21 protein-coding genes are annotated in these 21,591 nt (G+C 35.0%); 14 read left to right on the forward strand and 7 right to left on the reverse strand.

Annotated features, from left to right (window positions below; all coding sequences use genetic code 11):
• Positions 1-86: 86 nt before the first annotated feature.
• Complete coding sequence (locus AC23MC_RS10000) at positions 87-1,013, forward strand: AraC family transcriptional regulator (RefSeq protein WP_487568184.1); 927 nt, start codon at positions 87-89, stop codon at positions 1,011-1,013.
• Position 1,014: 1 nt separating this feature from the next.
• On the opposite strand, the gene AC23MC_RS10005 is transcribed toward AC23MC_RS10000, so the two are convergent.
• Complete coding sequence (locus AC23MC_RS10005; RefSeq protein ID WP_487568183.1) at positions 1,015-1,395, reverse strand: DUF779 domain-containing protein; 381 nt, start codon at positions 1,393-1,395, stop codon at positions 1,015-1,017.
• 73 nt (positions 1,396-1,468) lie between these two features.
• Positions 1,469-2,971 carry an aldehyde dehydrogenase family protein gene (locus AC23MC_RS10010; protein WP_487568182.1) on the reverse strand — a complete coding sequence of 501 codons (1,503 nt, stop codon included), beginning with the start codon at positions 2,969-2,971 and terminating at the stop codon, positions 1,469-1,471.
• 241 nt (positions 2,972-3,212) lie between these two features.
• On the opposite strand from AC23MC_RS10010, the gene lpxD reads away from it, so the two are divergent.
• From lpxD to AC23MC_RS10045, 7 genes are all read left to right on the forward strand, one after another.
• Positions 3,213-4,202 carry a UDP-3-O-(3-hydroxymyristoyl)glucosamine N-acyltransferase gene (lpxD, locus tag AC23MC_RS10015; protein ID WP_487568181.1) on the forward strand — a complete coding sequence of 330 codons (990 nt, stop codon included), beginning with the start codon at positions 3,213-3,215 and terminating at the stop codon, positions 4,200-4,202.
• 65 nt (positions 4,203-4,267) lie between these two features.
• Positions 4,268-5,896: an acyl-CoA carboxylase subunit beta gene (locus AC23MC_RS10020; RefSeq protein ID WP_487568180.1), complete on the forward strand. Its 1,629-nt coding sequence runs from the start codon at positions 4,268-4,270 to the stop codon at positions 5,894-5,896.
• A gap of 175 nt (positions 5,897-6,071) precedes the next feature.
• Positions 6,072-6,362: a hypothetical protein gene (locus AC23MC_RS10025; RefSeq protein ID WP_487568179.1), complete on the forward strand. Its 291-nt coding sequence runs from the start codon at positions 6,072-6,074 to the stop codon at positions 6,360-6,362.
• 47 nt (positions 6,363-6,409) lie between these two features.
• Positions 6,410-8,080, forward strand: a complete 1,671-nt coding sequence (locus tag AC23MC_RS10030) for an RluA family pseudouridine synthase (RefSeq protein WP_487568178.1) — start codon at positions 6,410-6,412, stop codon at positions 8,078-8,080.
• Between the two features lie 314 nt (positions 8,081-8,394).
• A complete protein-coding gene (locus tag AC23MC_RS10035; RefSeq protein ID WP_487568177.1) occupies positions 8,395-8,706 on the forward strand; it encodes a hypothetical protein in 312 nt (103 codons plus the stop codon).
• Positions 8,707-8,839: 133 nt separating this feature from the next.
• On the forward strand, positions 8,840-9,253 hold the full coding sequence (locus tag AC23MC_RS10040) for a helix-turn-helix domain-containing protein (protein ID WP_487568249.1): 414 nt from the start codon (positions 8,840-8,842) through the stop codon (positions 9,251-9,253).
• A 296-nt stretch (positions 9,254-9,549) separates the two neighbouring features.
• Positions 9,550-9,828, forward strand: coding sequence for a hypothetical protein (locus tag AC23MC_RS10045; RefSeq protein ID WP_487568176.1), 279 nt, complete (start codon positions 9,550-9,552; stop codon positions 9,826-9,828).
• Positions 9,829-9,866: 38 nt separating this feature from the next.
• Here AC23MC_RS10045 and AC23MC_RS10050 read toward each other — a convergent pair whose 3' ends face one another.
• Positions 9,867-10,157, reverse strand: coding sequence for a hypothetical protein (locus AC23MC_RS10050; protein ID WP_487568175.1), 291 nt, complete (start codon positions 10,155-10,157; stop codon positions 9,867-9,869).
• 37 nt (positions 10,158-10,194) lie between these two features.
• Complete coding sequence (locus AC23MC_RS10055) at positions 10,195-10,962, reverse strand: hypothetical protein (protein ID WP_487568174.1); 768 nt, start codon at positions 10,960-10,962, stop codon at positions 10,195-10,197.
• A 265-nt stretch (positions 10,963-11,227) separates the two neighbouring features.
• Here AC23MC_RS10055 and AC23MC_RS10060 point away from each other — a divergent pair, with 265 nt between their 5' ends.
• The 4 genes from AC23MC_RS10060 to AC23MC_RS10075 all read left to right on the forward strand — a co-directional run bounded on the left by AC23MC_RS10060 (position 11,228) and on the right by AC23MC_RS10075 (position 14,490).
• A complete protein-coding gene (locus AC23MC_RS10060; RefSeq protein WP_487568173.1) occupies positions 11,228-11,617 on the forward strand; it encodes a hypothetical protein in 390 nt (129 codons plus the stop codon).
• 217 nt (positions 11,618-11,834) lie between these two features.
• On the forward strand, positions 11,835-12,371 hold the full coding sequence (locus tag AC23MC_RS10065) for a hypothetical protein (protein WP_487568172.1): 537 nt from the start codon (positions 11,835-11,837) through the stop codon (positions 12,369-12,371).
• Positions 12,372-12,898: 527 nt separating this feature from the next.
• Positions 12,899-13,222: a hypothetical protein gene (locus AC23MC_RS10070; protein ID WP_487568171.1), complete on the forward strand. Its 324-nt coding sequence runs from the start codon at positions 12,899-12,901 to the stop codon at positions 13,220-13,222.
• 767 nt (positions 13,223-13,989) lie between these two features.
• Positions 13,990-14,490, forward strand: coding sequence for a hypothetical protein (locus tag AC23MC_RS10075; protein WP_487568170.1), 501 nt, complete (start codon positions 13,990-13,992; stop codon positions 14,488-14,490).
• 380 nt (positions 14,491-14,870) lie between these two features.
• Here AC23MC_RS10075 and katG read toward each other — a convergent pair whose 3' ends face one another.
• A complete protein-coding gene (katG, locus tag AC23MC_RS10080) occupies positions 14,871-17,069 on the reverse strand; it encodes a catalase/peroxidase HPI (RefSeq protein ID WP_487568248.1) in 2,199 nt (732 codons plus the stop codon).
• A 390-nt stretch (positions 17,070-17,459) separates the two neighbouring features.
• Between katG and AC23MC_RS10085 the strand changes: the two genes are divergently transcribed.
• Positions 17,460-19,070, forward strand: a complete 1,611-nt coding sequence (locus AC23MC_RS10085) for a M1 family metallopeptidase (protein WP_487568169.1) — start codon at positions 17,460-17,462, stop codon at positions 19,068-19,070.
• A gap of 48 nt (positions 19,071-19,118) precedes the next feature.
• Here the strand turns inward: AC23MC_RS10085 and AC23MC_RS10090 are convergent, their stop codons facing one another.
• Positions 19,119-20,177 (reverse strand): AMP-binding protein, encoded by a 1,059-nt coding sequence (locus AC23MC_RS10090; protein ID WP_487568168.1) that lies wholly within the window; start codon positions 20,175-20,177, stop codon positions 19,119-19,121.
• The gene (locus AC23MC_RS10095; RefSeq protein ID WP_487568167.1) at positions 20,170-21,102 is read right to left on the reverse strand and encodes a CPBP family intramembrane glutamic endopeptidase; all 933 of its coding nucleotides are present in this window, start codon (positions 21,100-21,102) and stop codon (positions 20,170-20,172) included. The genes AC23MC_RS10090 and AC23MC_RS10095 overlap by 8 nt, the downstream gene beginning before the upstream one ends.
• A 107-nt stretch (positions 21,103-21,209) precedes the next feature.
• On the opposite strand from AC23MC_RS10095, the gene arsC reads away from it, so the two are divergent.
• Entirely contained in the window at positions 21,210-21,557 is a 348-nt protein-coding gene (gene arsC, locus AC23MC_RS10100; RefSeq protein ID WP_487568166.1) for an arsenate reductase (glutaredoxin), read from the forward strand.
• Positions 21,558-21,591: the final 34 nt, after the last annotated feature.

Here is a 21,591-nt window from a genome sequence, read left to right on the forward strand (position 1 = left end):
GGATAAAAGCTCTGTTTGAATTAAAAAAAGAGTGAAGAAACCAATAAAGTATAGATTTTTTTACTACTTTTATTAAAAGAATTGGCATGAATCATTCGAAGGTAACCTTGCATACACCCGCCTTAACGCACGAAAAATCACTTAAAACATTAGTTGAAAACAGAACAGTTTATTCACTGAATAACTGTGAGTTAAACTTATTTGAAACGTATCAGAAAAGCATTAAGGTTCCACTGAAGTTTAATGATTTGGTGGTTACCAGCATGTTGCGAGGCAAAAAAGTGATGCATCTTTTTGAGGATCCAAAGTTTGATTATCTTCCGGGCGAAACAGTTATCATTCCTTCTAATGTTGAAATGAAAATTGATTTTCCGGAAGCTTCCCATCATAATCCAACGCAATGCCTTGCCTTGGCTATTGATCAATTTAAAATCAAAGAAACCTTAGATTTTTTAAACGAACGATATCCAAAAGAAGGCAATAGTCCATTTTGGAAATTGGATTATGAAAATTATTTCTTTTATAATAATTTGGAATTGGCTACCACCATTAATAAATTAATTAAAGAGTGTATGAGCACGGCCATTACAAAAGATGCTTTGGCCGATTTAACTTTACAAGAACTTCTGGTTAGAATCATTCAATCTCAAAGCATGAAAACGGTTGAAAGTTCGCAGCAATTGGATAGCACAAACCCTATTCATCACATTGTGCAATACATTCGCCAGAATATTCAAGAAAATATTAGTTTAAAAGTATTGAGTGACAAAGCGTGCATGAGTTCAACATCTTTCTATCGTTCTTTCAAAAGAGAATTAGGTATGAGTCCGATTGAATTCATTCTCAACGAAAAAATTAAATTTGCCAAGAACTTACTAAACAACCCAAAAATCAATATTTCCGAAGTTTCGTATGCGTCCGGTTTTGAAGATGCTAATTATTTTATCCGGCTGTTTAAAAAGCATGAAGGTGTCACACCCAAACAATACCAATTAATGAATTTTAACGGGTAATTTATTCATTGCGTTTTACTTCTTCCAAATTCATTGCTTCTTCTTCTGTGAACAGACGGTAGTGAATGATAAATGTTTTTCCATAAGGTGTTTCTAAAGAAAAACCGCCTGCTCCTATTCCATCGGTAACATCCAATGTAAAATGAGCATGTTTCCAATATTCAAATAAATCTTTGTCAACCCAAAATTCAAATCCGGTAACGGTTCCGATGCAAACATCGCCATAGCGTAAATAGAAACCACCTTTTTCAAAACATTGTGGTTGCGTTCCTTCACAGCATCCGCCAGCTTGATAAAACATCAAATCACCAAATTTTTCCTTTAGCATTTTGATTAATTCCAGTGCTTTTTCGGTAGCATACAATCGTTTTATTTTTTCCATAATTATAAAAGATAAGCCATGAATTCAATAATTACTTTCTGAATCCATGGCTAAAATTAACTAAATGTTATATTTAAAAGAAACCTAATTTATTTTTGTTGTATGAAATTAGCATATTTTTACTCTGACGATAGTGTCCTAACATCATTTTATGATTTTCTCTTCCAATTCCGGATTGTTTATAACCTCCAAAAGGTGCTCCTGCCGGATACGCATGGTATTGATTCACCCAAACTCGTCCGGCTTGAATGGCTCTCGGAACTTGGTATAGTTCATGAGCATCACGCGTCCAAACACCTGCACCTAAACCATACATGGTATCATTGGCAATCGCAATCGCTTCTTCTGTCGATTTAAATGTTGTTACCGCCAACACAGGTCCGAAAATTTCTTCTTGAAAAATACGCATTTTGTTGTGCCCTTTAAATAAGGTAGGTTGAATGTAATAGCCACCTTCCATATCGCCACCCAAATGATTCACTTCGCCACCACACAATAATTCGGCTCCTTCTTCTTTTCCTAATTTTATGTACGAGAGAATTTTATCTTTTTGAATTTGAGATGCTTGTGCTCCCATCATCACCGACATATCGAATGGATTTCCGGTTTTAATGGCTTTAACTCGTTCTAAAACACGTTCAATAAATTTGTCGTAAATCGATTCATGAATAATCAATCTAGACGGACACGTGCAAATTTCACCTTGATTTAATGCAAAAAGCACTGCACCTTCAATGGCTTTGTCTAAAAATTCATCGTCGTGATCCATGACCGAGGGAAAGAAAACGTTTGGTGATTTTCCACCTAGCTCTAATGTAACCGGTATAATATTTTCGGTGGCATATTGCATCACCATTCGTCCCGTTGCTGTAGAACCTGTAAAAGCAGCTTTTGACACTTTTGGATTGGTGACTAGTGTTCTACCTAGTTCCGCACCAAAGCCATTTACAATATTGATCACTCCTGCAGGAAGTAAATCTTCAATTAATTCCATTAACACAAGAATAGAAATAGGTGTGCTCTCTGCCGGTTTTAAAACCACACAATTTCCGGCGGCTAAAGCGGGAGCTAGTTTCCATACTGCCATTAAAATTGGAAAATTCCAAGGAATAATTTGTGCCACTACACCAATTGGCTCGTGAACTATAATAGAAACTGTGTCTTTATCCAGCTCACTAATTGAACCCTCTTCGGCACGAATCACTCCCGCAAAATAACGAAAATGATCAATAGCTAAAGGCATATCAGCAAGCATGGTTTCCCGAATTGCTTTTCCATTGTCTAATGTTTCAACAGAAGCTAAAAATTCTAAATTGGCCTCCAAACGATCGGCAATTTTATTTAAAATAATGCTTCGCTCCGTAGAGGATGTTTGTCCCCATGATTTAAAAGCTTCATAAGCTGCATCAACGGCCATTTCAACATCCATTTTTGCTGAGTGAGCGGCTTTCGACATTAGTTTACCATCTACGGGTGACAATACTTCAAAATATTGGCCTGTTGATGGCGGAGTCCATTTTCCTCCAATGTAATTATCATACTTTTCTTTTAATTGTGGTCTTTGTATTAAACTCATAATTTTTACTTTTTTATTTATTCAAATTTAAAATCATATTGTTTACAAAAACAGGACAAATCGTTCTATTTATAGCATTATATTGTCAATTTGATAATAGTAGTAACTTTTATTTTTATAAAACAAAAAAATATTCTATAAATAATAACAAATCAATAAGTTTTATTTTTTAATCAAATCCAATTAAATTTGGTTTTTATTATTTTAAAGCATTATTTTTAGAAAAAATATCAACTATTATATGAAAACATGCACTTTGCAGGAAATTAATGCCGTTTTGAACGGAACAATAGTAGGAAACACTTCACATTCAATTGAAGCTCCTGAGCAAATTGAAAAAGCAAAAGAAAACCACATTACGTTTATCGGTAATAAAAAATATGAAAAATTTTGGGCAGATTCAAATGCTTCTATTGCAGTTGTAAATGAAGATATTTCAATTGAACCCGGCGATAATAAAGCTTTCATCAAAGTAAAAAATGCCGAATTAGCGATGTCGCAAGTATTGGAATTCTTCGCTCCACCTCCACCCCATTTCGAATTTGATATTCACCCAACTGCTGTCATTCACAGTTCGGCAAAAATCGGTGAAGGAACTCGAATTGGTGCTCATACTTATATTGGTAAAGACGTTGTCATCGGAAAAAACACAACAATTTATTCTAATGTCTCCATTTTAGACGAATGTACCATCGGAAATGAAACCATTATTTGGAACGGTGCTGTGGTTCGCGAACGTTGTCACGTGGGTTCGCATTGCATCCTTCATCCTAATTCTACTATTGGTGCAGATGGATTTGGTTTCCGACCTTGTCCTGAAAGAGGTTTGGTAAAAGTCCCTCAAATCGGAAATGTAATCTTAGGAAACTGGGTCGAAATCGGTGCCAATTCCTGCGTCGATCGTGCCAAATTCAGTTCAACAATCTTAGGCGATGGCTGCAAAATTGATAATTTAGTTCAAATCGGACATAATTCAATTCTCGGTCGTTTTTGCATTATGGCAGGAAACAGCGGTTTGGCCGGTTCTGTAACGTTGGGAGATGGCGTAATCATTGGCGGAAGTGCTTCCATCAAAGACCACGTAACCATCGGTTCAGGTGCAATTGTTGGAGCAGGTTCAGGTGTTGCTGCCGATGTTCCAGCCGGAAAAACAATGCTCGGTTATCCTGCTGTTGAAGCTCGTGATGCCTTAAAACAATGGGCTGTTTTAAAAAGATTGGCTAAAAATTAAACAATTCAGCTTTTTAAATCTCAAACGTTTTCGTAATTTCGCACACAACAAAATTTACATTCTTTATGGACATTAACTTCAACAAAAACGAAGATCACAATAAACTCATATTAGCCGAATTAAAAAGACGTTTTGCCATTATCAAATTAGGTGGCGGCGAAAAAAGAATTGCCAAATTACACGCCGAAGGCAAAATGACTGCCCGTGAACGCATCGATTATTTGTTGGATGAGAAAGCCAAAAGCATCGAAATCGGAGGTTTTGCTGGCGACGGAATGTACAAAGAACACGGTGGTTGTCCGTCCGGAGGTGTGGTCGTAAAAATCGGTTACATCAAAGGAAAACAATGTATCGTGGTTGCAAATGATGCAACTGTAAAAGCCGGAGCTTGGTTTCCCATCACCGGAAAAAAGAATCTACGTGCTCAGGAAATTGCCATCGAAAATCGTTTGCCAATCATTTACTTGGTAGATAGTGCAGGAGTTTATCTTCCGTTGCAAGACGAAATTTTTCCCGATAAAGAACATTTCGGACGCATTTTTAGAAACAATGCCATTATGAGCAGTATGGGAATTACCCAAATTGCTGCCGTGATGGGTAGTTGCGTTGCCGGTGGTGCCTACTTACCGATTATGAGTGACGAAGCGATGATTGTCGATAAAACCGGAAGTATCTTTTTGGCCGGAAGTTATTTAGTGAAAGCCGCTATTGGCGAGAATATTGATAATGAAACCTTAGGCGGAGCCACAACGCACTGCGAAATTTCAGGTGTGACCGACTACAAAGCCAAAGACGACAAAGATGCGTTGGATAGAATCAAAAGCATTGTCAGCAAAATTGGCGATTATGACAAAGCCGGTTTCAATCGCATTAAAGCCGAAAAACCTGCGTTGAAAGAAAGTGATATTTACGGAATTGTTCCGAAATCCAGATCCGATCAATATGATATGATGGAAGTCATCAAACGTTTGGTTGATAATTCAGAAATGGATATGTATAAGGACGGTTACGGTCAATCCATCATCACCTGTTATGCTCGAATTGACGGTTGGGCGGTCGGAATTGTCGCCAATCAGCGAACAGTTTCCAAAACTAAAAAAGGTGAAATTCAGTTTGGTGGTGTGATTTATTCCGATTCGGCAGACAAAGCGACTCGTTTTATTGCGAATTGTAATCAGAAGAAAATTCCATTAGTTTTCCTTCAAGACGTCACCGGATTTATGGTGGGAAGTAAATCAGAACACGGCGGAATTATTAAAGACGGTGCCAAAATGGTCAATGCGGTTTCCAATTCCGTTGTGCCGAAATTCACAGTTGTCATTGGAAATTCCTACGGAGCAGGAAATTATGCGATGTGCGGAAAAGCATACGACCCACGATTAATATTTGCTTGGCCAAGTGCCGAATTAGCCGTAATGGGCGGAACACAAGCCGCAAAAGTATTAGCTCAAATTGAAGCTTCCTCCCTAAAAGCCAAAGGCGAAGTGGTTGACGAAGCCAAAGAAAAAGAATTATTCGATAAAATTAAAGCCCGTTACGACGAGCAAGTTTCCCCCTGCTACGCCGCTTCTCGTTTGTGGACGGATGCCATCATCGACCCGCTCGAAACCCGAACTTGGATTTCAATGGGAATTGAAGCCGCCAACCACGCTCCGATTAAAAAGAAATTTAATTTGGGTGTGATTCAGGTTTAAATTGGTTTAGTTTTTGATTTATAAAGATTAAAAATCAATTCAGATGAAACAACTTCTACTTTTACTCATTGCATCTTTTTCTATAAGCCTATCAGCTCAAAGCGAAGAATAGGCCGGAAATTATTTTCTTTTTAATGAAACTGTAAAAGGTGAAATCTTAGACTATAAACTTGATTTGAATAATGACGGAACATTTCAATTTACCAGTTATAGAAAAGATATTAGTAAAAATGAATATCATCATCACAGTAAAGGAAAATGGACTGTTACAAATAAAGTCATTCATTTTACAACCGAAAACATCGATTTAGAAGATAAAAAGTCTTTAAACTTCACTGGTACAACGGCAAGAGTTTTTAAAAAATCACCAAGAGATAAGTCGGATGTAATTAAACCAACATTTCTTCAATTCTATAAATCAAAAATTCCTTGGATTGAAAACTTAAAAATTTCTAAGAAGGAATAAAACCCAAAACCAACCAAATTCCAATTTCCTTTTATAGCTTTGCAGCGATGAAAAACCACACTCATTTTATCGCTTTTAAACAAAACATTTCCGGTATTAATTTACCTCATAAATTTACCTTTCCGTTTTACTACGAACCGCATAAGTTGAGTAAAATAGCGGCTTCCGAATTGCAAGACTACCTGCAAACCCAAACCGAATGGGAACACAATTTCGGTCTCCAAGAAGGACAAAAAGGTTTAGTTATCGGAAAAATGTTTGGCGTTTTAGTTGTGCAAAATCAATCAGGAGAAATCGGTTATTTAGCCGCATTCTCCGGAAAATTAGCCGACAGCAACGAACACCACCACTTTGTTCCGCCCGTGTTTGACATGTTGAAACAAGACGGTTTTTTTAAACAAGAAGAAAAAATCCTAAACGAATACAACCGAAAAATAGAAGCGTTAGAAAACGATGCTGAATTCATTTCATGTCAAAATGAACTCGCTTCTACACTCCTAAATGCTGAAAAAGACAAAACCGAAAAGAAAGAACTCAGAAAACAAAACAAAATCATTCGTGATGAAATTCGGATTAAAGCCGAAAACGAATTAGATTTTGAATCTTATAAAAGCATACAAAAAAGTTTGAGCAAAGAAAGCCAGTTAGAAAGCATTCAACTCAAACAAATGAATCATTTTTGGAAAGAAGAAATCGCGAAAGCTCAGCAAAAAGTAAACGATTTTCAATCCAAAATCAATCAATTAAAAGAAGAACGCAAAGCAAAATCGGCGGCGTTGCAACAAAAATTGTTTCAGCAATATTCCTTTTTAAATCAAAACGGAGAGACCAAAAGTTTAGGAGCCATTTTCGAAGATAATCCTCCGGCAAGTGCGGGCGAATGTGCCGCTCCCAAATTGTTGCAGTACGCGTTTGCTCATCAACTCAAACCCATTGCGTTGGCAGAATTCTGGTGGGGACAATCGCCCAAATCCGAAATCCGCAAACACGGTCATTTTTATCCCGCTTGCACCGGAAAATGCAAACCCATTTTGGCTCATATGTTACACGGAATGGCATTAGACGACAATCCCCTCTTGCAAAATCCGGCAGAAAACAAAGAATTAACCTTTTTATACGACGACGCGTATTTGTCGGTTGTGCACAAACCGGCGGAGTTTCTATCCGTTCCCGGAAAATCGATACAGGATTCGGTGTACACTCGCTATAAAGAGAAATTTCCCGAAGCAACAGGTCCGTTGATTGTGCATCGCTTGGATATGTCCACATCCGGCATTTTGGTCATGGCAAAAAGCACCGAAATCTATTTGAATTTGCAAGCTCAGTTCATGAAACGAACGGTACAAAAACGCTATGTTGCCTTACTTTCCGGAAAAATTGAGCAAGACAGTGGCGAAATCAATTTGCCGTTGCGAGTCGATTTAGACAACCGCCCTAATCAGTTGGTGTGTTACCAACACGGCAAACCCGCCAAAACGCAATGGAAAGTCATTGAACGACGAGAAAACACCACATTGGTACACTTTCACCCCATCACGGGACGCACGCACCAGTTGCGGGTGCACGCCGCCCATCCCGAAGGGTTGAACACCCCCATTGTGGGCGATGATTTATACGGCACCAAAGCCGACCGGTTGTATTTGCACGCAGAAGCCATACGGTTTTGGCATCCAGTTTTAGGGAAGGAAATGGAGATTGTGGATGGAGTTGGGTTTTGATTGGTTGGATTATAAGCCGTGGAGCTTACTACGTGTAGACTCATTAATCTGTCACCATTGATGCTTTATGTAGGGAGAAGATTAGGAGTTGGTATAAGGTATCTATAGAGGAGATTCGTTGTTGGTTGTTGGTTGTCTGTTGTCTGTTGTCTGTTGTCTGTTGTCTGTTGTTGGTTGGCGGTTGTTGGTTGGCGATTGTTGGTTGGCGGTTGTTGGTTTGCGGTTGTTGGTTGTTTGGTGGGAGTTTTGGGAAGTTGTTGTTGTGTTTTTTGGAGAAAAGTAGTATTTTTAGGGTTTTGATTTTAGTTTTTTTTATGGCAAAAATAATTGTACCGCCCTCCTATCTTGATGCTTTGGTGGCTTTGGATGTGGCGATTGCGGATTTGAATGAGCAGAAAATTAGGTTGTTGTTTGAGCTGTTGGGTATAGAGCTGACGGATGCTGATTGGGAAAAAATGAAGGTGTGGGAGCTTATCATGATAACTGTATTGGACAAGCAAATGGCTGTGCAACTCAACAAATTGAGTGCTTATGTGCCAAGGTTGAAGTTTGTGGTGCGGACAGACTGTATTCTTTTTACTTTATTGCAAGGAGATAAAAAGCGGCGGGTTTGGAAAGAACGGTAGATTACCGATTTTTACATAAAAATTTCCTGATTTGACAACGCTAGATTTGAGAAATTGAGTATTTTTGTTTAGTACGGTAGTTGTATTGGTAATTTACCGACGATATAGTAGCAAACCTTTTTATAATTTTACGATGAATACAGACAGTAAACCTAAGCACCTGGGCAGAAATATAAGCCGACTGAGAGAATTGAGAGGTATGAAGCAAGAAGCCTTGGCTATGGCCATAGGGGTGAGCCAACAAACGATTAGTATGATTGAAAACAGTGAAAAAGTGGATGAAGACAAACTTGCCGACATTGCCAAAGCGTTGGAAGTGAGTGTTGAGGCTCTTAAACATTTTAGTGAAGAAGGAGTTATTAATTATATTTCTAATTTTTACGACCAAAGTTCAAACAGCGGAAGTGCATCAAGCACAAACCACAATTGTACCTTTAACCCTCTAGATAAATTAATGGAAGTGGTTGAAGAAAATAAGAAGTTGTATGAACGGCTTTTGGAGAGTGAGAAAGAGAAGATTGCTTATTTGGAGAAACTAATTAAATAAATAATTAAGACCCACTCAATTGAGTGGGTTTGTTTTTAATGGTTTAATTTGTTAGTTTGAATCCCTATTGATAACGATGATTTATACGGCACCAAAGCCAACCGTCTGTATTTGCACGCAGAAGCCATACAGTTTTGGCATCCGGATTTGGGGAAGGAAATGGAGGTTGTGAATGGGGTTGGGTTTTAGGGGGTTTAATCAAAAAACTTGAAAAATGAAAATATGATATCTTTGTATAAAAACTAATTATTAATTATTATAATTATTTTTGTAACTATGTATTCAAAATATTAAATATGACAGATTATCATCAACTTTGGAAAACTTTATTTTTAATTAAAGATTATCTAATTAAAAATAAAATTCATAAATTTAAATCTTTTGATTTAATTAATAATTCAAAAAAGAATGGTAAAGATTCATTTAAAGTGCCAGTTAAAAGTTCTGAAGAAGTCATTTATTATATAAAATTTTATGACCTGATAGAGGAATTAACTGAAAAGGATATTGACAATCTTTACAAAGAAAAAGGTTATAATAGTTTTGATGAAATTTATTTAGTTTTATATGTTTAAATAAAAATTTTAGTAATGATTTTTAATTTCTATAACTTTTAAATTCCTGTTTTATAAAATATTTTTTTTTCTACAATTAGCAAATTATCTTCAAGTTTCATTATAAATTCTTTTTCAGGATCAATATTTAATTGTTTTATATCTGTTAATAATTTATTTGCCTCTTGATTGTCTATCATAGTAACTTCTAAAATTTTTCCGGTATTTAATTCTTCTAAAATTATAGATCTCAAATTTATTAAAAAGCCACTATATTTTCCATGTTCATCTTTTGGATGTAATGGCGGGTTCACTCCGTTTATTTTTATTACTTCTTCTCGTTGCTCCATATAACATAAAATTAAAAATATTTTATCAATGAAAAGTCTATTTCTTTGTTAAGTTAACATTTAAATCTTGTATGATTCTTTCTTTTTCATTTTGAAATTTTAAGTTTATTAAATTTTCAATTTTAATATTAAATTCATCTTCAGAAATTAATTTTTTTTGTTTAGCTTGAAGTAATAAATTATAGTCTTCAGTATCTTTTATATCCTTCTTTAATTTTTCTTTAGTATGTATTTCTAATTTATTGTTATACTCATCCTGAGAGATTAAACCTTTTTCAAGAAGTTTTTGTAAATCAAATAAATCATCACTGTATTTTTCCAAGTCTTTTTTCTTCACTTGGTTAGTGATGTCCGATTTTGTTCCTACAATTGTTTCAAAATAGATAAAATAAAGATATGGAATAAAAATCAACAATGATATCAAATAACTATCTCCTTTAATAGTATTTAGCTTAAGTTCACTAGAAGTTAACGCAAAAATAATCCATACAATGACAAACACAAGTACAAATAATGCATATTTATGTTCTTTAGCTTTAAATCTTTTCGCGAGTAAAAAAAATATTACTATTGCAAACAAAACTATAACTATTCCATAAAATGTTTCATAACTAGTTATTTCATAATAAATATCAGTATTGAAAACACTTTCATAATTGTTATTTCTGTAAAATTGCGATAATTTAATTTCTAATGATTTAAATTTAAATATAAATAATTGCCTAATGATTAAGAAAAATGATATTAAAGTAAAAAATTGAATTAATGGATTATAATTTCTCTTTGTGATTATTATCTTATTCATTGTATAGATTTATAAATGTTAAAATTATATTACAATAATAACATTAAATTTCAGAATATCAATTTCAAAATTTAGTTATTTCTTTAAATTGTTACCTATTTTGCACCTCTAAGCCCCTGCTCCTTTAATTCTTCTTCAATAGCACGTACTCTGTCAATATCATTTTTCAATCAGAAAAACAGCTTTTGATTTTTGTGAGAAGTTGAGAAAGTTATGTAGATTTTTTTATATTTACGAGTCAGCACTAATTCTATAGCAAAACATGATGAAGTACTATTTAACTTTTTTTATTTTTATTTCATTTGTATTCTCGACATTTGGTCAGACAAATGAATTTATTAAAATTAAACTTGTTGACTTTTCGAATGTTGAATTACCACCAAAGTGTGGACGTGAGCCATTTGGTGTAACTTTAAAATTTGAAATGCTTGAAAATTTAAATTCAATTAACAAGGGAGAAAATATTTTAGTGAAAATTTTATGTCCAAGTGATATTGGAGTGGAGAATTATATAGATAATAATCACTTTAAATTTTCAAGTTACTCAGACAAAGAAGAAATAAAAATGCTTGAAAAGGATTGGATTGTTTGGAACGTTTTTGAAAATCAAAATCTACCAACTTTTTGGGCTATAAAAATTGAAAAATTAGAATAAAACTAGTATCAACTAGTATCTTAATTCTTCTTGAATATCACCTATTCTGCAAATAGCAATTTCAATCAACAATACAGCTTTTGATTTTGTGAGAAGTTGAAAAAGTTGTGCAGATTTGGTTGTGTTTATTGGTTGGTAATAATCTTAGAAAACAAATACTATAATTATGAAATCCAATATTTAAACAAAAAAAAATAGAAATGCGGAAAATACAAAAATGAAAAAAGTAATTAAAATATTAGCAATTGTAATTCTATCTATATTTCTATTTTTTGTTGGTGCTTATTTGTATCTAACCGATTTTGGTCGAAAAGGAATTCTATCAAACGAACCAAGAAAACCCAAAATTGAAATTCCTGTAACATATACTATTGGTTGGTGGTCATACCAAGATGATTTAGTTATTGATAGCTTAAAAATTAAAATTATAGAAAGTAAACTAAACTTATTTAATTCCAAGTCTTTGATTTCGTATTCAGTTTATGGAAAAATGAAAATTGATAATAGCTATTGGGAACCAAATATTAAAGAAATACATTTATCTGAAAGAATTGAAAATGATAGTTTGAGAGATAGAATTATAGAAATCACACCAATAATATCTGTTACTGAAATAGACAACAAAAAAGATGGGTTAAAAAAATTCAAATTTACAAACGAGCATACAATAATTTCCAACGGTTGGGGAAATAATACATTAAAATTTATCTGTGGAGATAAAGAACAAATTATTAAGTTGCAACAAAGAAAATAATACTGCCTGCTCCCTATGTCTTCTTTTATAACAAGGTGTTCTGCAATTATCCCAGCTCCCCGCTTTCCAAAGTCTTCGTTGACAGCACACTGGTCTAAGAATGTCTATGACTTCGCTACCTGCTCTTTGAATAGCGGAGATTCCTACGGAATGACAAGATTGGGTGAAAACTGTGACTGATCCCGAAAGCTTTCGGGAGCAACTGATGAATGAAAACTACTAACTGACTACTGCTACCCTAACCCGCTCTTCAAAGTCTTCTTTGATAGCAGACTAGTCTAAGAATGTTTACTTCGCTACCTGCTCTTTGAATAGCGGAGATTCCTACGGAATGACAAGATTGGGTGAAAACTGTGACTGATCCTCCTTGCTCCCCTAAGTCTTCTTTGATAGCACGTCGCTCTACGAATGTCTCTGACTTCGTAGCCACAAAATAGGTTCATTTGTTTAAAAAAGTTGTATATATTTGAGAATTACTGTTAGTTATCAAAAAAATTGTTGCTGATGCATAGCTTAAATAAAATTACATGATAGAAAAATACAAGAAAATTTGTTTTAAAATTCTGTTTATAATTCCTTTAGTGGCAGGTGTATTTTTTTTAGATGTTTATGTTTTACCGCAAAAAAGTAGTGACGATACTATTGTTTCTTGTATAATAAAAAAAAATTACGGATACTCAAGAAAATTTACCTATAAGAAAAGTGAAATAATGCGTAATTATACATTCCACACTGAAAAGGGTCATCATTTTTCAACTGAAAAAAAATATATTGACGAAAATGAAATAACAATCGAATACAGTTATCTATTTAAAATTGTCACTTCTGTTAAGTCGCAAAATGAAGATTAATCATCTAAATTGACTTCCGGGTTAACCGGACTAAATTTAATGTTTACAACAAGTTTACTTCTATCGTCGATTGTTAGCATCCTGATTCTTCGGTTTAAAGAAAGCTTGTCTGTTAACGGGTTTTATAATATCATTTTAGTAAATTCATTTTTGATATTTTTTTTACTTTATTTCTGGGGCTTTCAGAATTAGGCTTCATCATAATCTCACATCAAATCAAGCCATCCCCACCAACCCAACAAATCAAAAAACTAAAATAAACCAAAAGAATAATGATTTTTATCTCCATTTTAGTTCTTCTACTACTTGCATTAGTGTTCACCTTCACACTTAAAGATAAAAAACTAAGAAGAAATTTATTAATTTTAATTCTAAGTGTTCTTGTAATAGGTATAGCATTAGCAATTTATCTTTTAATTCAATTTGCAAAAGTTTGGGATATTTAATTGGTTGTTTTAAATCTCCATCAAAAATCCAAATTGAGCACAGACACCTAGCCCCGATTGCAATGAAAAGCCTTGTGCAACTCAAGCTGATTTTTTCTTGCTGAACCAAAGCGACCAGAGGAAGCTCTTGGGGCAGCTTTGAAAAAACAGGTTGAGGAAACAAGCTTGGAATGAAAAGCGGGAATAGCTTCAAATAATTTCTCACAGAAAACACGGAAAGCACGGAAATTCGGTTGTGCCTGAAAAACTTTTCATTAGAACAATTTGCTATATTTGTTCCGCTTAAAAAAATAACAAACCGAAAAACCTTAATTAAAAATCATGAAAAGATTAATTTACATTTTTATTGTATTGGTGAGCTTTAGCAGTTTCAGTCAAGAAGTTTTTGACTACGAATTTGATGACAACGTAACCATTCAGGTGTTGGAAGATACGGAGGAAGGCGAAATTGCAGGTGGAAAATTTGTAAAAGGAACGTACAAAAATGAAATTGTGATTTTTATGGGTTCTGATAAAGGCATGGACAAAATGATTAATTCCGATGATGCAGGCTTATTGAAGTTTTTTCAGGGTGTGAAAGATGGAGCTATAAAATCAAGTAAGGGAACGCTACTGAATGAGGAAGTCATTTCCATTCAAGATCAAAAAGCGTTTAAGTTCTCGTATACTTTGAGCATGGAGGGTAAAAAGAACAGAGTAGACACGTATGTTTTTATTTATAAAAATGTATCATATTCACTTCAATTTGTTAATAGCGAAAAAGGTTTTGAGAAAGGGAATGATTTGAGAAAGCAAATTTTGGAGTCGATTGTGTTGAAGTAGTTTTTAACCGCAAAGAACGCAAAGGTTTCGCTAAGGGCACAAAGACGCTTCGCTTTTTAAGGGAACACGGATTGGACGGATTTGCTAAAGCAAAACGCAGACTTTCACGGATTTTGATAGCTTCGCTATAATGGATTGAAACGGATTCATAACTGTTAAATTAGTAGGTTTTACCACGTCTCGTCTCCCCTTTCCTTTGGAGAGTCCCGAGGCTTCGGGAGGGGTGAGGATAAAAAGTGATTTCTTTCTTATAAACTACTTAGTGTGACATACTTTATGTGATTTCTCCTATCGTCGAAATGACACAGACGGTCAACAACAGGACACAAAAAAAGTGACCCGTTTCCGAGTCACTTTCAGGGTAAATTTATAATATGGAATTATTTCACATCAAAACGGTCTGCGTTCATTACTTTCACCCAAGCATTTACGAAATCTTTTGCAAACTTTTCTTGGTTGTCGTCCTGAGCATACACTTCTGCATACGATCTCAAAATAGAGTTAGAACCGAATACTAAATCTACGCGGGTTGCCGTCCATTTCGTGATGCCGGTTTTGCGATCAACAATGTTGTATAGGTTCTCGCCTACCGGTTTCCAACTGTAATTCATATCAGTTAGATTCACAAAGAAATCATTAGAAAGTACGCCTTCTCTATCTGTAAACACTCCGTGTTTTGTTCCTGCATAATTAGTTCCTAACACTCGCATTCCGCCCAAGAGAACGGTCATTTCCGGTGCTGTGAGTCCCATTAATTGGGCTTTGTCTAACATCATTTCTTCAGGAGAAACTATATAATCCTTTTTCGACCAATTACGGAAACCATCTTGTAGCGGTTCTAAATCAGCGAATGAATCTACATCTGTTTGTTCTTGCGTTGCATCACCTCGGCCTGGTGTAAATGGTACGCTTATGTTGAAACCTCCTTCACGAGCAGCTTGTTCTACTGCGGCAGTTCCGCCCAAGACGATTAAATCGGCAATACTTACTTTTTTAGGTAAACTATCTTGTATCTCGGACAATCTGTTCACTACTTTTTGTAAACGTCCCGGTTCGTTTCCTTGCCAGTCTTTTTGTGGTGCTAAACGAATGCGAGCTCCATTGGCTCCTCCTCTAAAATCTGAACCGCGGAAAGTTCGGGCACTATCCCAAGCGGTATTGATTAAATCGGTTCGGGTTAAACCGGAATTCAATAATTTAGCTTTTAAATCTTCTATTTCAGAAGCACTCAACGTATAATCAACCTTTGGCACAGGATCTTGCCAAATTAAATCTTCGGCAGGCACATCGGCTCCAAGGTAACGTGATTTTGGTCCTAAATCTCTGTGGGTTAATTTGAACCAAGCTCTGGCAAATACATCACGGAAATAAGCCGGATCTTGTTGGAATCGCTCGGATATTTTGCGGTAAGCCGGATCCATTTTCAACGCCATATCGGCATCTGTCATCATTGGCATTCTGCGAACGGTTGGGTCATGTGCGTCAAGTGGCATATCTTCTTCGGCAATGTTTACGGGTTCGTACTGCCAAGCTCCGGCAGGACTTTTGGTTAACTGCCAATCGTATTTAAATAATAATTTAAAGTATTCATCGTCAAAAACAGTTGGATGGGTTGTCCATGCCCCTTCGATTCCAGACGTAACGGTATCTGCTCCGTTTCCTTTTCCGGTTGGGTTCATCCATCCAAAACCTTGGTCATGAATTTCTCCGCCTTCGGGACTTTCGCCTAACAAAGAAGCATCGCCATTTCCGTGAGCTTTTCCAACGGTGTGACCGCCGGCAGTTAAGGCAACAGTTTCTTCGTCGTTCATTGCCATTCTCTCAAATGTTACTCGCATATCACGAGCCGTTTTTAATGGATCAGGATTTCCATCAACGCCTTCCGGATTTACATAAATTAATCCCATCATAACAGCAGCTAGAGGATTTTCAAGGTCGCGTTCACCTGAATAACGGCTACCTTCGCTTCCTGATGGTGCGAGCCATTCTTTTTCTGAACCCCAATAAATATCTTTTTCCGGGTGCCAAATATCTTCTCTTCCTCCCGCAAAACCAAAAGTCTTAAAGCCCATTGATTCATACGCCATGTTTCCAGCTAAAATCATCAAATCGGCCCAAGAAATTTTGTTACCGTATTTTTTCTTTATTGGCCAAAGTAAACGACGGGCTTTGTCTAAGTTACCGTTATCAGGCCAGCTATTTAAAGGTGCAAAACGCTGATTTCCTGTGTTAGAACCTCCTCGCCCATCGGCAATTCTATAGGTTCCGGCTGCGTGCCAAGCAAGACGAATCATTAATCCGCCATAATGTCCCCAATCAGCCGGCCACCAATCTTGGCTGTTGGTCATTAGGTTTTTTAAGTCGGTTTTGAGTGCTTCTAAATCTAATTTTTTGAATTCTTCTGCGTAGTTAAAATCATTTCCTAACGGATTGGTTTTGGTGTCGTGTTGGTGCAAAATATCTAAATTTAGTGCTTTTGGCCACCATTCCATAACCGATTGATTTGTATTGGAATTAACTCCGTGCATCACGGGACATTTTCCGGAAGAAGTGTGTGAGGGTGTCGCTTCATTGCCCATTGCTTGATGATGATGTGGGCATTGACCTTCATTTGAATTGTTCATATTTTAAAAATTATTTGTTGGTTACTAATTTGCTTTCGATAAGAACTTTGTAGATTGAAAAATGAATTTTAAATTTATAAAAAATGAATGATTTATTAAACTATTTTATAATTATTAGCAATAAAATAACATTTAACTGTTTCCTTTTATTAAATCGTTTGATTTTTCAACAGGACTAAATTACCAAAAATTTACTATTGAAATATTTTTTTTAATAGATTTTATCTATGTTAAAATTGATTGGAATTTTTTGATTTGGAATAGTTTCAAATCGTAAACAAAATCATAAAATTAATTGAGTTATCTAAAATTAAATTAATATTGTAGCATTAAACCTTTATAACCATGAATCGACTTGTACTCTTTTTTCTGTTTCTGACTTTTATAAGTAATGCTCAGGATTTTACCCGTCGTGACACGCTTCAAGGAAGTTTACGTGCGGAACGAACTGCTTTTGATGTACAACGCTATGATTTGAATATAGCCATCAATCCGGACACAAGAACGATTGTAGGTTTTAATGATATTACCTTTAAACTAGTTGAAAAATCAGCAAAAATTCAATTGGATTTGTTTGAAAATATGAATGTGGATAGCATTATTCACAATAATAAAAAGCTAACCTATCAACGGGAATTGGATGCTGTTTTTATTGATTTACCAGCTGAATTAGCTTTGAATTCAGAACAAAAAGTACGTTTTTACTATTCCGGCAAACCTTTGGTAGCCAAACGTGCTCCTTGGGATGGTGGTTTTGTATGGAAAAAAGACAGCAACGGAAACGATTTTGTCGGAGTGGCTGTGCAAGGAACCGGAGCCAGTTTGTGGTATCCTGTGAAAGACCATCAAACGGATGAACCTGATCGTGGAGCTTCTGTGCGAGTGGCGGTTCCAAATGGATTAATGAATGTTTCGAATGGTCGGTTTTTAGGCAAAGAAGATTTAAAAGATGGCTACACACGTTGGGATTGGGAAGTTAATAGTCCGATTAACAATTATAATATCGTTATTAATATTGCGGATTATGTTCACATTCACGATGAATTGAATGGATTGGATTTGGATTACTATGTATTACGTGAAAATGAAACTATTGCACGCAAACATTTTGAAGAAGTAAAACCAATGATGAATTGTTTTCAGGAGAAGTTTGGAGCTTATCCGTTTATGGAAGACGGATTCAAATTGGTTGAAACTCCTTATTTAGGTATGGAACATCAAAGTGCTGTGGCTTACGGGAATAAGTATACAAAAGGTTATTTGGGAAATGATATGACCGGCACAGGAATCGGACTTTTATTTGATTATATTACGATTCATGAAACCGGACACGAATGGTTTGGAAACAGCATTACTTCAAAAGATATTGCGGATATGTGGATTCACGAAAGTTTTACCACTTACTCAGAATCGGTATTTGTGGAATGTCAGTTTGGCTACGAAAAAGCAATGGACTACTTAAACGGTCAAAAAAAGATGGTGGGCAATCAAAAACCGGTTATTGGACAATTTGGTGTAAATTATAAAACCGGAAATTCGGATATGTATTATAAAGGTGCATTGATGCTAAATACCATTCGTCACATCATAAACGACGATGAAAAATGGTGGAAATTAATTCGCAACTACGCAGAAACCTATCGTCATCAAATCATTGAAACAAAAGACGTAGTGGATTTCTTTACCAAAGAATCAGGATTGAATTTAGCTCCTATTTTCGATCAATTTTTACATCACAAAAATTTACCCGAATTAGAATTCAGAACCAATAAAAAATCAATTGAAGCTAGATGGAATACAAATGTAACCAACTTTGAAATGCCGATTGAATTTTACATCAATAACAAAAAATCGAGAATTTTAGTCAGTAATAATTGGGTGAAAATTCCGCATGCGAATACTATAGACGAGATTAATTTGTTGATGTATAAGATGTTAGTAACAGTGAAGAAATAACTTTTACACCTTACAAGTTTTCAAAAGCTGTAAGGTGTAAAAGACAAATTAACTCATAAACTTTCCCATTGTATCTTTACGAACAATCTTGCCTGTAGGAGTTTCTTCAAAATGCTTCACAAAGTGAATTTCTTTCGGTTTTTCATATTTATCTAAAACATCAAAAACACTGTCTTCAATTGGAAAGGTTTCTCCTTCCACAATCAAGACCAAACGTTCGCCAAGAACTTGATCCGGTTTTCCTGCAACAAAATAGCGTCTTGGAATTCGAGTAGCAAGTTTTTCTTCAATTTGTTCCGGGATTAATTTTATACCGCCGCTATTCACTACATTATCATATCTTCCCAGCCAAATAAATTGATTTTCAGAAACCATTTCAACAATGTCATTGGTTTCAATAACATCAGGGGAAACAGAAGGAGCTTTTATTAATAAACAATTTTTATCATCCAACGACAACATTACATTTGGGAAAACGGTAAAAGAATCCTCACCCATCTTTCGTGCTGCGATATGCGTAATCGTTTCTGTCATTCCATATGTTTCATAAATTTCTGATTTAATCTTCAGTAATTTATCTTCCAATGGTTTAGTTATTTTTGCACCTCCAATGATTATTTTTCTAACGTGTTTCAATTTATCTAACGAATATTGAGCCTGCATCGGAACTAACGCTGCAAAATCATAATCATAATCAATTTTGGCCAACGGATGTGAACTGGGAGCTACAAAATCAATTTCTAAACCTAAAATAAATCCGCGAATCAACATCATCTTTCCTGCAACATAATTGGCAGGCAAACAATGCAAAACTTTGTCGCCGGGTTTTAAATCAAAAAAATCGCCGGTTGCTAAGGCTGAACGAACCATTGCTTGTTTGTCTACTTTAATCAATTTTGGTGTTCCGGTTGAGCCGGATGTGTTCATTTCGATGTAACTTTTGTCATCAAACCAGTCAAGTAAAAAATCGCCAACAGGTTTTTCAAAATCTTCACCTTCTTTTATAAAGCTGTAGGCAGACATGCAAAGTTCTTCTCGATTGAGATGAAACCCGTTTAATTTGAATTTATTGTGTACGTTGTGATAGGTAATTTCTGTGTTAATCATGATCGCCAATGGTATTAATTAAATCATTTTCAGGACAATGTTCGTAAACTTTTCCGGTTAGTTTTTCCTTCCAATTTGTCCATTTATATTTCCTACCAAAAATAAGCAAAAGAATCGGAAAAATCACTAAAACAGGAAACAAAACATCAAAGCCTGCAGAAGGTTCAGAAACATCTTTTAGAATGGAATGTGTTTGAAAAGCTGTCCAATCGGCAGTTACCAAAAGTGCTCCAATTAGGTTGTTTGCAGCGTGGAAACCAAGAGCAAGTTCTAATCCTTCATCCATTAAGGTAATTATACCTAAGAAAAATCCGGTTCCTATATAATACACCATGATAATCATCCCTAATTTACCCACTTCGGGATTTGCAATATGCATTAATCCAAATGAAACGGAAGTAATTATCAATGGAATTAATCTGCTTTTGGTGACCACACCAATTCCTTGCATCAAATAACCTCTAAAAAGATATTCTTCAAAACTTGTTTGTAACGGGATTAGTACAATTGCTAAAATTAAAAAGGGAAAAAATTTAATCGGATCAAAGTTAACAACAAAGTTTTCGGGAGATAAAAAATATACTACCAAGGTTGTTGCTAAAGTAAAAGCTCCCCAAATTGAGAAAGAAAAAAATATTCTTTTCCAATCTATCTTTTTTCTGGAAGTAGTTAGACTTCTAATACTTTGTCCGTGAATGAATTTTACCCAGAAGAGCAAAATTAAACAGCAAAAAGCAAGTTGCCCAACCATTATTGCAAAGGTTAGATTAGTTCCTAATTGGTTTATCATTATTTGCATCATTTCCTCCACATTCATATCTTCTGTGGTGAAATAATTTAAGACAATTAAACCTAAAAACACTAATGGAATTGGTAGATAAAGAATAAAATTAAATTTTTTGTTGTTAATCTGATCGATATACATGTGCAAAAGTTTAGTTTTTCAAATATAGGTTATTTTGTTCTTGAATATGTTACATTTTTTTTAACAAAAATTGAGTTTCATTGCTTTTACTTTGTAAAAAAAGGAAAATGATAAAAATTTTACACAACCCTCGATGCGGTAAATCAAGAGAAGGAATTGCTTTATTAGAAGAAACCGGAAAACCTTTTGAAGTAATAAAATATCTAGACAATTCTCTGAATGAAAACGAGATAACATCACTTATTCAAAAACTTAACATCGCTCCAATTGATTTAGTGAGACAAAAAGAAAAGATTTGGATTGAACAATTTAAAGGCAAAAACCTCTCTGATTCTTCGATTATTAAAGCAATAGCAGATTTTCCTATTTTGATGGAACGACCAATAGTGATTTCTGAGAATAAAGCAATTATTGGTCGCCCACCTCAAAAAATTTTTGATTTTCTTAAACAATAGTTAAGAAATCATTTAACAAACCTTTGTGAGTTTA

The organism is Flavobacterium sp. T50_26 (assembly GCF_057652995.1).